The organism is Microbacterium sp. ZXT2-5, from assembly GCF_055329545.1.
Genome location: NZ_JBUZWD010000002.1, coordinates 604,156 through 619,012 on the forward strand (window position 1 = coordinate 604,156; position 14,857 = coordinate 619,012).

At 72.6% G+C, this 14,857-nt stretch carries 13 protein-coding genes; 4 read left to right on the forward strand and 9 right to left on the reverse strand.

Annotated features, from left to right (window positions below):
• Positions 1 to 10 precede the first annotated feature (10 nt).
• On the reverse strand, positions 11 to 784 hold the full coding sequence (locus ACZBH1_RS16370) for a class I SAM-dependent methyltransferase (protein ID WP_463646942.1): 774 nt from the start codon (positions 782 to 784) through the stop codon (positions 11 to 13).
• Positions 785 to 875: 91 nt separating this feature from the next.
• On the opposite strand from ACZBH1_RS16370, the gene ACZBH1_RS16375 reads away from it, so the two are divergent.
• Positions 876 to 1,721 (forward strand): Sir2 family NAD-dependent protein deacetylase, encoded by an 846-nt coding sequence (locus ACZBH1_RS16375; RefSeq protein ID WP_378881292.1) that lies wholly within the window; start codon positions 876 to 878, stop codon positions 1,719 to 1,721.
• Between the two features lie 23 nt (positions 1,722 to 1,744).
• Positions 1,745 to 2,350 (forward strand): histidine phosphatase family protein, encoded by a 606-nt coding sequence (locus ACZBH1_RS16380; protein WP_378880683.1) that lies wholly within the window; start codon positions 1,745 to 1,747, stop codon positions 2,348 to 2,350.
• Positions 2,351 to 2,364: 14 nt separating this feature from the next.
• Here the strand turns inward: ACZBH1_RS16380 and ACZBH1_RS16385 are convergent, their stop codons facing one another.
• From ACZBH1_RS16385 to ACZBH1_RS16405, 5 genes are read right to left on the reverse strand one after another with little or no spacing between them, the layout of a single operon-like run.
• On the reverse strand, positions 2,365 to 3,174 hold the full coding sequence (locus ACZBH1_RS16385; RefSeq protein WP_378880681.1) for an HpcH/HpaI aldolase/citrate lyase family protein: 810 nt from the start codon (positions 3,172 to 3,174) through the stop codon (positions 2,365 to 2,367).
• Positions 3,171 to 3,716, reverse strand: a complete 546-nt coding sequence (locus ACZBH1_RS16390) for a MaoC family dehydratase (RefSeq protein WP_336397903.1) — start codon at positions 3,714 to 3,716, stop codon at positions 3,171 to 3,173. The genes ACZBH1_RS16385 and ACZBH1_RS16390 overlap by 4 nt, the downstream gene beginning before the upstream one ends.
• A gap of 16 nt (positions 3,717 to 3,732) precedes the next feature.
• Entirely contained in the window at positions 3,733 to 4,893 is a 1,161-nt protein-coding gene (locus ACZBH1_RS16395) for an acyl-CoA dehydrogenase family protein (RefSeq protein ID WP_463646943.1), read from the reverse strand.
• A 17-nt stretch (positions 4,894 to 4,910) separates the two neighbouring features.
• Positions 4,911 to 7,007 (reverse strand): acetyl/propionyl/methylcrotonyl-CoA carboxylase subunit alpha, encoded by a 2,097-nt coding sequence (locus ACZBH1_RS16400; RefSeq protein ID WP_463646944.1) that lies wholly within the window; start codon positions 7,005 to 7,007, stop codon positions 4,911 to 4,913.
• Positions 7,008 to 7,012: 5 nt separating this feature from the next.
• Positions 7,013 to 8,617: a carboxyl transferase domain-containing protein gene (locus tag ACZBH1_RS16405; protein WP_463646945.1), complete on the reverse strand. Its 1,605-nt coding sequence runs from the start codon at positions 8,615 to 8,617 to the stop codon at positions 7,013 to 7,015.
• A 136-nt stretch (positions 8,618 to 8,753) separates the two neighbouring features.
• Here ACZBH1_RS16405 and ACZBH1_RS16410 point away from each other — a divergent pair, with 136 nt between their 5' ends.
• A complete protein-coding gene (locus ACZBH1_RS16410) occupies positions 8,754 to 9,350 on the forward strand; it encodes an SACE_7040 family transcriptional regulator (RefSeq protein ID WP_452324328.1) in 597 nt (198 codons plus the stop codon).
• Between the two features lie 29 nt (positions 9,351 to 9,379).
• Positions 9,380 to 11,197 (forward strand): alkaline phosphatase family protein, encoded by a 1,818-nt coding sequence (locus ACZBH1_RS16415; RefSeq protein WP_463646946.1) that lies wholly within the window; start codon positions 9,380 to 9,382, stop codon positions 11,195 to 11,197.
• A gap of 58 nt (positions 11,198 to 11,255) precedes the next feature.
• Here the strand turns inward: ACZBH1_RS16415 and ACZBH1_RS16420 are convergent, their stop codons facing one another.
• From ACZBH1_RS16420 to pdhA, 3 genes are read right to left on the reverse strand one after another with little or no spacing between them, the layout of a single operon-like run.
• Complete coding sequence (locus ACZBH1_RS16420; RefSeq protein WP_463646947.1) at positions 11,256 to 12,680, reverse strand: dihydrolipoamide acetyltransferase family protein; 1,425 nt, start codon at positions 12,678 to 12,680, stop codon at positions 11,256 to 11,258.
• Positions 12,677 to 13,690, reverse strand: a complete 1,014-nt coding sequence (locus tag ACZBH1_RS16425; protein ID WP_336397896.1) for an alpha-ketoacid dehydrogenase subunit beta — start codon at positions 13,688 to 13,690, stop codon at positions 12,677 to 12,679. The genes ACZBH1_RS16420 and ACZBH1_RS16425 overlap by 4 nt, the downstream gene beginning before the upstream one ends.
• 2 nt (positions 13,691 to 13,692) lie before the next feature.
• Positions 13,693 to 14,823, reverse strand: a complete 1,131-nt coding sequence (gene pdhA, locus ACZBH1_RS16430; RefSeq protein WP_378880661.1) for a pyruvate dehydrogenase (acetyl-transferring) E1 component subunit alpha — start codon at positions 14,821 to 14,823, stop codon at positions 13,693 to 13,695.
• Positions 14,824 to 14,857 lie beyond the last annotated feature (34 nt).

Sequence of the window (14,857 nt, forward strand, 5' to 3'; positions counted from 1 at the left end):
GCCCGGCGCTTCACCGGGCGACGCCGACCGCCGCCCAGGCGCGCGCGGTGATCGTGAAGGCCCCCTCGCCGAGCTCGTCCCGCAGCGACCGCTCGAGCCGCGTGATCGCCGCCTCGTCGAGACCGGCGATGTAGCGGCCCGCCGGTCCGACGCCGAGGAGGAACGGCTGCCACCAGTCGTCGAAGCCGTCGAACGAGAGGGTGCTCTCGACGACCTGCTGGGTGATGTCGGCGAGCCCGGCACGCTCGAAGATCTCGAGGAGCTGCCCCTCGGAGGCGCCGCTGAGCCCGCCTTCGCCGCGGGTGTCGGGGTCGAGCCGCTGCGCGACCCGCCAGAAGTCCGAGAGGGGGCCCCCTCCCCCGCCGTGGTCCCACACGCACGCCGAGACCAGTCCGCCCGTGGTCGTCACCCGCGCCATCTCCGCGACCCCGCGCACAGGATCCGTCATGAAGTGCACGACCAGCTGGGCGAGGGCCGCCCCGAACTCGCCGTCGTCGAACGGCAGCTCCTCGGCGCGGGCGACCCGGGCGTCCACGCCGCGGCACGCCTCGGCCGTGGCCGCCACGAACGCCGGCTCCGGGTCGACCGCGACGACGGCGTCCGCGCCGCGGCGCCGCACGAGCTCCGCCGTGAGCATGCCTGGACCGCAGCCGACGTCGAGCACCCGCGCATCGGGCGAGACGCCCACGAGCCCGGCGTCGGCGAAGGAGACTGCGAGCGGGGTCGAGAACCGGCCCATGAAGCGCGCGTAGGCCTCCGCGCTGACACCTCCGAAGCTGCCCACGCGCTCATCCTGGCACGGCGGCCGACGCCGTAACATCCCGGTAAAGCCCGGACCGTACACTCGACCGCGAAGGGGGTGCACCGTGACCTCGATGGCGACCGGACTGGACGCCCGCGCGACGGATGCCGTGGCGCAGGCGATCGCGACGCTCGCCGGGCGCCGCATCGCGGTGCTCACCGGTGCGGGCGTGTCGACAGACTCCGGCATCCCGGACTATCGCGGTGCGGGCGCGCCCGTGCGCACGCCCATGACCGCGGACCAGTTCCTCGCCAGCGACGCGTCCCGCCGCCGCTACTGGGTGGGCAGCCACCTCGGATGGAAGGCGTTCGCGGCGGCCGAGCCCAACCCGGGCCACCGCGCGATCGCCGACCTCGAAGCGCGGGGGCTCGCCACCGGCGTCGTCACGCAGAACGTCGACGGCCTGCACGTGCGGGCGGGCAGCCGGCGGGTCGTCGAGCTTCACGGCACGATGCGGCGGGTCTTCTGCACCCACTGCGGCCAGGTCTTCGACCGGCGGGACCTCGCGGCTCGCGTCGAGGACGACAACCCGTGGATCCGCGTGCCCGAGAACGTCCCGCTCGGGCCGGACGGAGACGTGCTCCCCGAGAGCACGGACGGCTTCCGCGTGCCCGATTGCAGCGTGTGCGGCGGCATGCTCAAGCCCGACGTGGTGTTCTTCGGCGAGTTCATACCGGCCGGGAAGTTCCGCGAGGCCGAGCAGCTCGTGCACGCCAGTGAGGCGCTCGTCATCGCCGGCTCCTCGCTCGTCGTGAACTCCGGCATCCGGCTCCTCGAGCGCGCGCGGCGGCGCCGCCTGCCCGTGGTGATCGTGAACCGGGGGCAGACCAGGGCCGACAGCCGCGCCACGGTGAAGATCGACGCCGGCACCAGCGAGGTGCTGCGTCTCCTCGCGGACGGGCTGCCGGCGCTCGCCTGATGCCGCGCGGGTAGGCTCGAAGCGTGACCGCGCTGATCCTCATCCGCCACGGCGAGACCGATTGGAACCGCGACCGGCGCATCCAGGGGTCGACGGACATCCCCCTCAACGACAACGGACGTGCGCAGGCGCGCGCGACCGCCGCCCTCCTCCGCGAGCGCCTGTCCGGAGCCGACCAGCCGACGATCGTGTCGAGCGACCTCGCCCGCGCCCGCGAGACGGCCGAGATCATCGCCGGCGAGCTGGGTCTCGCCGCGCCGCGGACCTACCGCGGTCTTCGCGAGCGCGCGTACGGGGAGGCGGAGGGCCTCGGCGTCGACGAGTTCCGTGCCCGGTGGGGCGACTGGTACACCGCCGAGGTGCCCGGCGCCGAACCGTGGCCGGACCTGCGCGAGCGGGGCATCGCCGCCCTCGGCCGTGCGGTGCGCGACCATCGCCGCGCGACGGCCCCCGTCGCGGCATCCCTCATCGTCGTGAGCCACGGCGCGCTCATCCGCGAGATCATCCGCCACGCGACGGCGGGCGAGCTGCCTCCGGAAGGCGAGCGCCTGCTCAACGGTTCGGCGCACGACTTCGTCTACGAGCGCGACCACCTGCGGCTCATCGCATACGCAGGCCTCGTGGCCTAGCCTCGATCCACCGCTCAGCCGTCTGCGCGCACCAGGATCCCGCGCGCGTGCCGCAGGACCGGCTCGTCCACCATGCGGCCCTCGTACGAGAACACCCCACGCTCGCCGCGCGCCGCCTCCAGCACGCCGCGCGCCCACGCCACGGTCTTGTCGTCGGGGCGGTACGCATCGCGGATGATCGCCACCTGGCTCGGGTGGATGCAGGCCGTGGCGCGGAAGCCGGATGCCGCGGCATCCGCCGCCTCGATCGCCAGGCGCTTCACGTCGGCGATGTCGAGGTGCACGGCGTCGATCGCCGCCTTGCCGCGCGCGCCCGCCGCGAGCAGCACCTGGGCCCGCGCGTGGCGCGCGATGTCGCGGTAGCGACCGTTCGGCTTGCGGCTGGACGTGCCGCCGATGCTCGCGACGAGGTCTTCCGCCCCCCACATGAGCGCGGCGACGTTGCCGAGCGCCGCGATGCGATCGGCCTGCGCGACCCCCTTGGCCGTCTCGCACAGCGCGACGACCTCGAACCGGGCGTCGATCTTGGCGATCCGCTTGGGGGACTCGGCCTTGGCGACCATGATCCGCCGGTAGTCCGTCTGCGACAGCGTCGCGAGATCGGCGGCGAAGTCGCCCGTCTCGGGCGGGTTCACCCGCACGATGACGCGCGCCGGGTCCAGCTCCGACTCGATGAGGTGTCCGCGCGCAGCGGTCTTGTCGGCCGGCGCGACCGCGTCCTCGAGGTCGAGGATGACCCCGTCCGCGCGCTGCATCGCCTTGGCGTACCGCTCGGGCCGGTCGGCGGGACAGAACAGCAGCGCGGGGCCCAGCTCGAAGGTCATGACGTCTCCCCCTCCGCCGGCACGGCGCCGGGCGGCTCGGCTGCGGATGGCGGAGCGCACCACATCAGCGCGGTCCGGGTCGCCTCCGCCACGATCTCGCCGCGCTGGTTGCGGCCGGTGTGGCGGAGCGTCACGATGCCCTGCCCGGGCCGCGAGGCCGAGAGCCGCTTGTCGACGACCTCCGACTCGGTGTACAGCGTGTCGCCGTGGAACAGCGGGGCCGGGAAGCGGATGTCGGTCAGTCCGAGCTGCGCCACCAGGGTGCCCTGCGTGATCTGGGTCACCGATGCGCCCACCATCGTCGCCAGCGTCCACATCGAGTTCATGAGACGCTGCCCGAACGGCTGCGCGTCCGCGTACGCGGCATCCAGGTGCAGCGCCTGCGTGTTCATCGTCAGCGACGAGAACAGCACGTTGTCGGCCTCCGTCGCGGTGCGGCCGGGACGATGCAGGTACCGCGCGCCGACCTCGAGCTCGTCGTAGTACAGCCCGCGCTGCACGATCGCCCGGGCGGCGCCGGCGTCGTGGGGGTCGGGGGTCACCTGTGCCACGCTACCCTCACGCGATGCCGAGCGCCCGGGCGATCACGAGGAGCTGCACCTCGTTGGTGCCCTCGCCGATCTCGAGGATCTTCGAGTCGCGGTAGTGCCGGGCCACCGGGTACTCGTTCATGAACCCGTTGCCTCCGAAGACCTGGGTGGCGTCGCGCGCGTTGTCCATGGCCGCATCGCTCGCGGTGAGCTTCGCGATCGCCGCCTGGGTCTTGAACGGCCTGCCGGCGTCGCGCAGCCGCGCCGCGTGGTGCCACGCGAGCCGGGCGAGGTGCACTCGCTGCTGCATCCGGGCGAGGAGGAACTGGATGCCCTGCCGCGTGGCGAGGGCCTCGCCGAACACCGTGCGCTTGCGGGCGTAGTCGACGGCGGCCTCGAGGCATCCCTCTGCCGCTCCCGTGGAGAGCGCGGCGATCGCGATGCGGCCCTCGTCGAGGATGTGCAGGAAGTTCGCGAAGCCGCGCCCGCGCTCGCCGAGGAGGTTCCCCTCGGGCACCCGCGCGTCCTGGAAGGTGAGCGGATGGGTGTCGGAGGCCCGCCAGCCCACCTTGTCGTAGCCCGGCTCCACCGTGAAGCCCGGCGTGCCGTTCGGCACGATGATGGTCGAGATCTCCTTGCGCCCGTCCGTCTCGCCGGTGACCGCGGTGACGGTGACGAATCGGGTGATGTCGGTGCCGGAGTTCGTGATGAACTGCTTCGACCCGTTGATCACCCACTCGCCGCCCTCCAGCCGCGCGGTCGTGCGGGTGGCGCCGGCGTCCGATCCCGCCTCCGGCTCGGTGAGGCCGAAGCCCGCCAGCGCACGGCCGGCGAGGAGGTCCGGAAGCAGCTGCTGCTTCTGCTCCTCGGTGCCGAACCGGAACACCGGCATCGCGCCGAGGCTCACCCCGGCCTCGAGCGTGATCGCGAGGGACTGGTCGACCCTGCCCAGCGCCTCGATCGCGAGGCACAGCGCGAAGTAGTCGCCGCCCTGTCCGCCGTACTCCTCGGGGAACGGCAGGCCGAACAGCCCCAGCTCGCCCATCTGGGCGACGACGTCCATCGGCAGCGTGTGCGTGCGGTCGGCCTCGTACGAGCGGGGCGCGACCACCTCCTCGGCGAACTGCCGGGCCATCGCGGCGAGCTCGCGCTCGTCGTCGGAGATGTCGTAGGTGTCGTAGCCGTCCATGGTGCTCCTCGGGGGTGTCAGGGCGCGGTCGCAGGCGCCTCGTGGGCGTCCGCGTCGGGCTGTGCGGGATGGTCGGATGCCGCGCCCGCCGCGTCAGCGGCTGTCACGTGCGCGAGCACCTGGTCGCGGCGCACCTGGTCGCCGACGCCCACGTCGACGCGCACCACGCCGTCGTGGGGCGCGAGGACAGGGTGCTCCATCTTCATGGCCTCGATGGTGACGATGCGGTCCCCGGTGGCGACATGAGCGCCGTCGGCGACGTGGACCGCGACGACGGCGCCCGGCATCGGTGCGCGCAGTTCGGGATCGGATGCCGCGGCCTCGCGTCGGCGGGCCGCCAGGCGGCGCTCCATCGCGGCGCGCCGGGTGAGCGGGCGGAGCGCCGTGGTGACCCCGTCGACGTGGACCCACAGCAGTCCGTCGGCGGCTGTCGCGAGCTCGACACCCGGCGCAGCCGCGTGGCCGTTGCGGAGGGCGCCGCGCGGGTCCGTTCCCGCGCCCACGACCGGTCCGGGCGCGTCGGCCTCGGTGACGACGACCCCACCGTCGGAGGTCTCGAACGCGGCCGTCGCCGGCGCCGGCGGAGCGCCCATCCGCCACCCCGACAGCTCGTGCCACACCGCCCCGCTGCGTCGAGATCGCGCGTTCTCGCCGAACGACCACGTCCTCGGCGCCGAGGACGTGCTGTCTCGACGAGATGGTGCGATCTCGGCATGAGCCCGGACGAACGACGCGGCGGCGCGGAGCGCGGTCGGGCCAGGCTGCGGAGCGACGAAGGCGGGCATGCGGTCGATGAGCCCGGTGTCCATGTCGCCGGTGCGCACCCCGTCGTCGGCGAGCAGCGTGCGGAGGAACGCGACGTTCGTGTCGAGCCCGAGCACGACGGTGTCGGCGAGCGCGGCGTCCAGGCGCGCGAGGGCGGTCGCACGATCCTCGCCGTGCGAGATGACCTTCGCGATCATCGGGTCGTAGTCGGCGGTGACGACGCTGCCCGTCTCGACGGCGGCATCCGTCCTCACCCCGGCGGCGGGCCGCCACGCGAGCACCTCGCCGGTCGCGGGCAGGAAGCCACGCTCCGGCGACTCGGCGTACACCCGCGCTTCGATCGCGTGGCCGTCGAGGCGCACGTCGTCCTGCGCGAACGACAGGGGCTCCCCCGCCGCGATCCGCAACTGCTGCTCGACGAGGTCGAAGCCGGTCACGAGCTCGGTCACCGGGTGCTCGACCTGCAGCCGGGTGTTCATCTCGATGAAGAAGAACTCGTCCGGCCGGTCGGCGGCGACGAGGAACTCCACCGTCCCGGCGCCGACATAGTCGACGGATGCCGCGGCGGCGCAGGCCGCGGCGCCGAGGCGTGCGCGCGTCGCCGCGTCGACGGCGGGCGACGGCGCTTCCTCGATCACCTTCTGGTGTCGGCGCTGCAGCGTGCATTCGCGCTCGCCGAGGTGGACCACACCGCCGTGCCCATCGGCGAGCACCTGCACCTCGATGTGCCGGGGCCGCTCGATCAGGCGTTCGAGCAGCAGCGTGTCGTCGCCGAATGCGGCGAGCGCCACCCGTCTCGCGGTCGCGAGGGCGTCGGGCAGCTCTCCGGGAGAGCGCACGACCTGCATGCCCTTGCCGCCGCCGCCCGCGGACGGCTTGACCAGCAGCGGGTAGCCGGACCGTTCGGCGGCGACGGCGATCCCGGCATCCGTCATCTCCCCCGCGCTGAACCCGGGCACGGTCGGCACGCCGTGGGCCGCGACATGCTCCTTCGCGCGGATCTTGTCGCCCATGACCTCGAGGGCTCGCTCGCCCGGGCCGATGAAGACGATGCCGGCCGCGGCGCAGGCCCGTGCGAACGCGACGTTCTCCGACAGGAACCCGTAGCCCGGATGCACGGCCTGTGCGCCGGCGGCGATCGCCGCCTGCACGACGGCGTCGACGTCGAGGTACGAGCGCGCCGCCGCCGCGGGCCCGATGCGCACGGCGGCATCGGCCTCGCGCACGTGCGGCGCCCCGGCATCGGCGTCACTGAAGACGGCCACGGAGCGGATGCCGAGGCGGTGGAGCGTGCGGATCACCCGGCGCGCGATCTCGCCGCGGTTGGCGACCAGGACTGTTTCGAACATGGGTCTCACATCCGGAAGACGCCGAAGCGCGGTTCGGGAAGCGGCGTGCGCGACACGACGTCCAGGGCGAGGCCGAGGAGGTCGCGGGTGTCCAGCGGGTCGACGACGCCGTCGTCCCACAGGCGGGCCGTCGCATAGTAGGGATCGCCCTGCTGCTCGTACTGCGCGCGGATGGGAGCCTCGAACGCGGCCTGGTCCTCGACCGGCCACTCCTCGCCGCGCGCCTCGATCTGGTCGCGCTTGACGGTCGAGAGCACGGACGCGGCCTGGTTGCCGCCCATCACCGAGATGCGGCTCGCCGGCCAGGTCCACAGGAACCGCGGCGAGTACGCGCGACCGCACATCGAGTAGTTGCCCGCGCCGAAGGACCCGCCGATGACGACGGTGAGCTTGGGAACGCGGGTGGTCGCCACCGCGGTGACCATCTTCGCGCCGTCCTTCGCGATGCCCCCGGCCTCGGCATCCCGGCCCACCATGAAGCCCGAGATGTTCTGCAGGAACAGCAGCGGCACCCCGCGCTGGTCGCACAGCTCGATGAAGTGGGCGCCCTTCTGGGCCGACTCGCTGAACAGGACGCCGTTGTTCGCGACGACGCCGACGGGATGCCCGTGGACGCGGGCGAACCCGGTGACCAGCGTGTCGCCGTACTCGCGCTTGAACTCGTGGAACTCGCTGGCATCGACGAGGCGCGCGATGACCTCGCGCACGTCGTAGGGCTGATTCACGTCGACCGGGACGACGCCGTACAGATCGGATGCCGCCACCGCCGGCTCCCGCGACGGCGCGACGTCCCACGCCGGCTCGGCGGGCCCGGGCAGCGTGGCGACGATGTCGCGCACGATCTCCAGCGCGTGCTCGTCGCCTTCGGCGAGGTGGTCCACGACGCCCGAGCGGCGGGCGTGCAGCTCTCCCCCGCCGAGCTCCTCCGCCGTGACGACCTCGCCGATGGCCGCCTTCACCAGCGGCGGTCCGCCGAGGAAGATCGTGCCCTGATCCCGGACGATCACCGTCTCGTCGCTCATCGCGGGCACGTAGGCGCCCCCGGCCGTGCACGAGCCGAGCACGGCGGCGATCTGCGGGATGCCGGCGGCCGACAGCCGCGCCTGGTTGAAGAAGATGCGCCCGAAGTGATCGCGGTCGGGGAACACCTCGTCCTGCATCGGCAGATACGCTCCGCCGGAGTCGACGAGGTAGATGCACGGGAGCCGGTTCTCGAGCGCGATCTCCTGCGCGCGCAGGTGCTTCTTGACCGTGAGCGGGTAGTAGGTCCCGCCCTTCACCGTCGCGTCGTTGCACACCACCATGACGTGGCGCCCCTGCACCAGCCCGATGCCGGCGATCACCCCGGCGGCGGGGGCGTCGCCGTCGTAGAGGCCCTCGGCGGCGAGGGGCGCGACCTCGACGAAGGGACTCCCCTCGTCGAGCAGGCGCGCGACCCGGTCGCGCGGCAGCAGCTTGCCGCGGGCGACGTGCCGCTCCCGCGAGGCGGGAGGTCCGCCGAGGGACGCCGCCGCCAGCCGCTCGCGCAGCTGCTCCGCCAGCTCCCGCTGGGCGTCTCGCGTGCGCGTGAACCCCTCGTCGTGCACCGCGGCGGTGGTCAGCACGCTCATCTCGCCCTCCGTGTCATCCCCGTCGACGTCACGATCGGATCACGCCGGTTGTCCGGACGCGATCGGATTGGTTAGTGTTCACTAACTGAGCTTTAGGTTAGCGGTTGTTAACTCGAACGACAAGCGGAGTGCGGAGATGACGAGCGGCGCCACCGACCGCGAACGCGCGAAGGCAGACCGGCACGCGGCGATCCTCCACGAGGCCGCCGCCCTCTTCGCCGAGCGCGGGTTCAGCGGCGTGAGCCTCGAGGACATCGGCGGCGCCGTCGGCGTGAGCGGCCCCGCGCTGTACCGGCACTTCGCCAACAAGCAGGCGCTGCTGGGCGCCATCCTCGTCGAGGTGAGCGAGCGCCTGCTCGCCGGCGGGCGGGAGGTCCTCGCCGCGCACGACGACCCCGTCGCCCAGCTCGACGCGATCATCGACTTCCACGTCGAGTTCGCCCTCCGCGACGCCGACGTCATCCGCGTGCAGGACCGCGATCTGGCGAGCCTCAGCGACGCCGATCGCCACACCGTGCGGCGACTGCAGCGCGAGTACGTCGAGGTGTGGATCGGCATCCTCGCCGCCGTGCATCCCGATCGCGACGAGGACGACCTCCGCGTCCGCGCCCACGCCTGCTTCGGCCTCATCAACTCGACGCCGCACACCGTGCGCGCGACCCGCTCACGGCCCGGCGCCGGGGACGTGCGCGGCATCCTCCGCACGATGGCGCAGGCCTCCCTCACGGCCTGAGCCGCGGAAGGCCCTAGTCTGGACCCACCATGGCGGGGCATGGGCACGACGACGACGGCGGGGCGGGCCGCGTCGAGGCCACCGAGACGCCCGTGACTCGGCCTGCACCCGAGGCGCTCGATCAGAGCTCCCGCCGCGACTTCCTGAAGCTCGGCGGCATCGCCGCCGCGGGACTCGTCGTCGGCGGCGGCGTCGGAGCGGCCGCCGGCGCCGCGATCGGACACGCGGTCGGCTACCGCGAGGGCTCGCTCGACCTCGCCGCCGTCGCGCCGCGATCCGAGCCGGGCTTCGACCACATCGTCGTCCTGATGGGCGAGAACCGGTCTTTCGACAATCTCCTCGGGTGGCTCTACACGCCCGATACGCTGCCGGACGGAGAGACGTTCGACGGGCTGGCGTTCGGCGACTACGCCAACATCGCACCCTCCGGCGAGCGCGTGAGCGTGCACGCGTACTCGGGCCCGACCGACGACGTCATGGCGCGCCCCGACCCGGACCCCGGCGAGGAGTTCCCGCACGTCAACACGCAGCTGTTCGGCACGGTGCACCCCGCGGGCAACGCCGCCAGCCAGGTCGGCGACATGGTGGCGCCGTTCAACGCGCCGTCCTCGGGCACGGCCGCGACCATGGAGGGCTTCCTCCGCGACTACTGGAACAACCTGATGCGGCTGCGGCACGGCAAGGCGCCGACCCTCGACGAGGCGTCGCACATCATGGGCGGCTTCTCGCCCGAGCAGCTCCCGGTGCTGTCGACGCTGGCCAGGGGCTTCGCCGTCTTCGATGCGTGGTTCGCCGCCGTGCCGTCGCAGACGTACTGCAACCGGTCGTTCTTCCACGCCTCCACCTCGCACGGGTACGTCACCAACAAGCACGGCGGCGGCTACGACAAGTGGCTCGACGCCGATGCGGCGCCGACGATCTTCAACCGGCTCGAGGACGCCGGGGTGTCCTGGAAGGTGTACTTCGACGAGATGCAGCTCGTCTCGCTCACCGGCATCCTCCACGCTCCGGTGCTGGAGGAGTACTGGCGGACCGGGCGGTTCGGGCACATGTCGGAGTTCTACGACGATGCCGCCGCCGGCCGCCTCCCGGCGTACTCCTTCATCGAGCCCCGGCTGGTCTACAACCACAACGACTTCCACCCGCCGTTCGGGACGCTTCGCGAGAGCGACGTCGAGGGCGAGGACGTCATCGACTCCGCCGTGTCCGACGTGCGCAACGGCGAGAAGCTCGTCGCCGACGTCTACAACGCCGTGAAGACGTCCGCAGCGCCGGACGGATCGAACGCGATCAACACGCTCCTGCTCATCACCTTCGACGAGCACGGCGGCACGTACGACCACGTCCCTCCTCCTCCCGCCACGCCGCCGGTCGCCGACGACGCTCCGGGCGAGATGGGCTTCGCCTTCGACCGGCTCGGGGTGCGCGTCCCGGCGATCGCCGTGTCGGCCTACACGCGCGCGGGGACCGTCGTCCACGACGAGATGCACCACGCCGCCGTGATCGCGACGCTCGCACGCCTGCACGGGCTCCGCCCGCTCACGCGCCGCGACGCCGAGGCGAACGACCTCTTCTCGATCGTCAACCTCGACGCGCCGCGCGACCCGGCGACCTGGCCCGTCGTGCACGCGATGTACGTGCCGCCGAACCCGCACGAGGACGAGGCATCCGACCTGAAGGACGGCCCCCACAAGCACAAGCCGCTCAGCCCGCCGGGCCGCGGCCTCCTCGGCCTGCTGCTCGCGAAGTACGGACCGCCCGGCGCCCCGGAGCCGCAGAGCTACGCGGAGGCGTTCGACGTGCTGCAGAAGCACGGCCTCGGGCTGTTCTATCCCAAGACGTCGTGAACGGATGCCGCCACCGGCGACGCCGCTGCGCGGCAGGCCTCCGGCGGCGGCAGACCGCTCACTGCAGGAGCATCGCCCTCCCCGGCTCACGGAGGATGTCGGCGACCTCCACGAGGAACCGGGATCCCTGCTCCCCGTCGACGAGACGGTGGTCGAACGACAGCGCCAGCGTCATCACGTCGCGCAGCGCGATCTCACCGCGGTGCTCCCACGGCTGGCGCCTCACCGCACCCAGCGCGAGGATTCCGGCCTCGCCCGGGTTGATGATCGGAGTGCCCGCATCCACCCCGAACACGCCGACGTTCGTGATCGAGAAGGTGCCGCCCATCATGTCGGCGGGTGCCGTCTTGCCGGCGCGCGCGGTCTCGGCGAGAGCCCGGATCGCGTCGGCGAGCTCGGCCAGATTCAGCTGCTGCGCGTCGCGGATGTTCGGCACCACCAGGCCGCGGCCGGTGGCGGCCGCGATGCCGAGGTTGACGTAGTGGTGCTCGACGATCTCGCCGGCCTGCTCGTCCCAGCGGGAGTTCAGTCCCGGGTGCCGCGCGAGTGCCAGGCATACGGCCTTGGCGGCGACGGCCATGATGCCGATCCGGTGCTCCTGCAGTGCCCGGTCCGCCTTCAGCGAGGCGATGAGCTCGCTCGTCGCGGTCACGTCGGCGGTGAGGAACGTCGTGACGTGCGGCGCGGTGAAGGCGCTGCGCACCATGGCGTCGGCGGTGAGCCGGCGCACCCCGCGGATCGGGGTGCGCGTGGTCCGTTCGCCGGCGGCGACGGGCCGCGGCGGCTCGAACGCCTCGACCGGCTCGGCGGCGGCCGGCTCCGTGGCGACCGCCCCGACCCGCGTCGCATACGCCTCGACGTCGGCCCGCGTGATCACGCCCGACGCCCCCGTGGCCTCCACGAGGGCCAGGTCGATGCCCAGCTGCTTGGCGTACTTGCGCACCGGCGGCGTCGAGCGCGGCCGCTCGATCGGGCGCTCGACGTCGCCGAGCTGGATGGCGTCGTGCGGCGCCGCCTCGAGCACCGCCGTGTCGGACGCCGCGGCGGCCGAGGCGGCGACGCGCGCACGGCGCTGCGGGCGGGCGGAGCCTCGCGGGGCCGCGCCGTACCCGACGAGGTTCGGCTGGCCCTGCTCGGCCGCCTCAACCGGCTCCGGCCGCCGTGACGCCTCGACCGCGGGGGCCGAGGTGTCGGCGTGCACGACGCCGGCCTCCTGGGCGGGCGCCGAGGGCGAGGCATCCGTCGCCGCGGTGTCGAAGGAGATGAGCACCGATCCGACGGCGATGACGTCGCCGGGCTCGGCGTGGAGCGCCGTGACGGTGCCGGCGTGCGGCGACGGCAGCTCGACGACCGCCTTCGCGGTCTCGACCTCGGCGATCGTCTGGTTGAGCGTCACGGTGTCACCCACCGCGACCATCCACTGCACCAGCTCGGCCTCGGGCAGGCCTTCGCCCAGATCGGGGAGTCGGAAGTCCTGGGTCATGAGTCCAGCACCCCCGAGAGGCTGTTCGGGCGGTCCATCACGCGATCGACGGCGTCGAGGATGCGGTCGAGGTCGGGAAGGTGGTGCTTCTCCAGCTTCGCGGGCGGGTAGGGGATGTCGTGCCCGGTGACGCGCTGCGGCGCTGCCTCGAGGTAGTTGAAGCAGCGCTCGGTCACGCTCGCGATCAGCTCGGCGCCCACGCCCGCCTCGCGCGCGGCCTCGTGCGTGACGACGACCCGGCCGGTCTTGCGGACGGATGCCGTCACGGTGCGGTAGTCCACCGGCGAGATCGATCGCAGGTCGATCACCTCGATCGAGACGCCGTCGTCCTCGGCCGCGGTGGCGGCGTCGAGGGCGGTCCCGACCTGCGAGCCGTACGTCAGCAGCGTCACATCGCTCCCCTCCCGCGCGACGCGCGCGAGGCCCATCGGCGGCGCATCGGCGAGCTGCACGTCCAGATCGACCTCGCCCTTGGAGTGGTACAGGCGCTTCGGCTCGAAGTAGACCACGGGGTCGTCGGAGGCGATCGCCTGGCGCAGCATGACGTACGCGTCCTGCGGATTGGACACGGCGATCACCCGGAGGCCGGAGGTGTGGACGAAGTAGGCCTCGGGGGACTCGGAGTGATGCTCGGCTGCGCCGACGCCCCCCGCCCAGGGGATGCGGATCGTGATCGGCATCGTCACGTTGCCGCGGGTGCGGTAGTGGAGCTTGGCCACCTGGCACACGATCTGGTCGAACGCCGGATACACGAACCCGTCGAACTGGATCTCGACGACCGGACGGTAGCCACGGAACGCGAGGCCGACGGCGGTGCCCATGATGCCCGCCTCGGCCAGCGGCGTGTCGACCACGCGCTGCGCGCCGAACTCGGCCTGCAGACCGTCGGTGATGCGGAACACGCCGCCGAGCTTCCCGATGTCCTCGCCCATCACGAGCACCTTCGGGTCGTCGGCCATCGCACGGCGGAGCCCTTCGTTGATGGCCTTGGCCATCGTCAGCTGCACCATCGTCACGCCCCCTCTGCCGCCGGGGCGAACCCGTCGAGGTAGGCGCCGAACCACTCGCGCTGCTCGTCGATGCCCGAATGGGGCTCGGCGTAGACGTCGTCCAGGACGGTGATCGGCGCGCGCGTCGTGGCGGTCATGGCGGCCTCGCGCACCGAGGCGGCCAGGGCGTCGGCGTCGGCCTCGACGCTCGCGACGAAGGCCTCGTCGAACTCGCCCTGCGTCCGAAGCAGCGCCTCGACGCGGGAGATCGGGTCGCGGCGGCGCCACTTCTCGACCTCCTCCTTGTCGCGGTAGCGCGTGGGGTCGTCCGACGTGGTGTGCGGTCCCATGCGATATGTGACGGCCTCGATGAAGGCCGGTCCGTTCCCGCGGCGCGCGTTGTCGATCGCCCAGCGCATGGCGGCGAGGCACGCGAGGACGTCATTGCCGTCGATGCGCATGCTCGGGATGCCGAAGCCCGGCGCGCGGCCGGCGATCGGGAACTTCGCCTGCACGGTGACGGGCTCGGAGATCGCCCACTGGTTGTTGGTGCAGACGAAGACGACCGGTGCGCCGAAGGACGACGCGAAGACCATCGCCTCGTTGACGTCGCCCTGGCTGGACGCGCCGTCGCCGAAGTACGCGACGGAGACCTGGTCGGTGCCGTCGCGCTGGATGCCCATCGCGTACCCGACGGCGTGGAGCGCCTGCGCGCCGATGATGATCTGCTGGGTCGCCGTGTTGAGCTCGTACGGGTTGTAGGTGGAGTGCTCCTCGCCGCGCCAGGCGAGGACGAAGTCGGAGGGCTTTCCGCCGCGCGCGTACACCACGCCCGTCTCGCGGTAGCTCGGGAAGGCGAAGTCGTCGGCGCGGAGCGCTCTGGCGGTGCCGATCTGCGTGGCCTCCTGGCCCTGGCACGGCGGCCAGAGAGCCAGCTGGCCCTGGCGCTGCAGGGCCACGCCCTCCGTGTCGATGCGCCGGAGCAGGACCATGTCCCGGTACAGGCCGCGCAGCGCGGCCGCGTCGACGTCGGCCACCCAGCGGTCCAGTTCGGGGTCGGCGATGCGCTCGCCGTCGGGGGTGAGCAGCCGCGCGACATCGTCGATGTCGGTGGCGAGATCCGCTGTCGGGGTCAGGGTGTGCGTCATCGTCATCACTCCTCGTTGCGGGCCCCCTCGTGAGGAGCCG

Bases quoted from the DNA above. Each gene is read 5' to 3' on its own strand.
- pdhA (WP_378880661.1), bottom strand. From the start codon at position 14,823: ATGACGATGACGCACACCCTGACCCCGACAGCGGATCTCGCCACCGAC.
- ACZBH1_RS16405 (WP_463646945.1), bottom strand. From the start codon at position 8,617: ATGAGCGTGCTGACCACCGCCGCGGTGCACGACGAGGGGTTCACGCGC.
- ACZBH1_RS16415 (WP_463646946.1), top strand. From the start codon at position 9,380: ATGGCGGGGCATGGGCACGACGACGACGGCGGGGCGGGCCGCGTCGAG.
- ACZBH1_RS16385 (WP_378880681.1), bottom strand. From the start codon at position 3,174: ATGACCTTCGAGCTGGGCCCCGCGCTGCTGTTCTGTCCCGCCGACCGG.
- ACZBH1_RS16375 (WP_378881292.1), top strand. From the start codon at position 876: ATGGCGACCGGACTGGACGCCCGCGCGACGGATGCCGTGGCGCAGGCG.
- ACZBH1_RS16410 (WP_452324328.1), top strand. From the start codon at position 8,754: ATGACGAGCGGCGCCACCGACCGCGAACGCGCGAAGGCAGACCGGCAC.
- ACZBH1_RS16420 (WP_463646947.1), bottom strand. From the start codon at position 12,680: ATGACCCAGGACTTCCGACTCCCCGATCTGGGCGAAGGCCTGCCCGAG.
- ACZBH1_RS16395 (WP_463646943.1), bottom strand. From the start codon at position 4,893: ATGGACGGCTACGACACCTACGACATCTCCGACGACGAGCGCGAGCTC.
- ACZBH1_RS16425 (WP_336397896.1), bottom strand. From the start codon at position 13,690: ATGGTGCAGCTGACGATGGCCAAGGCCATCAACGAAGGGCTCCGCCGT.
- ACZBH1_RS16400 (WP_463646944.1), bottom strand. From the start codon at position 7,007: ATGTTCGAAACAGTCCTGGTCGCCAACCGCGGCGAGATCGCGCGCCGG.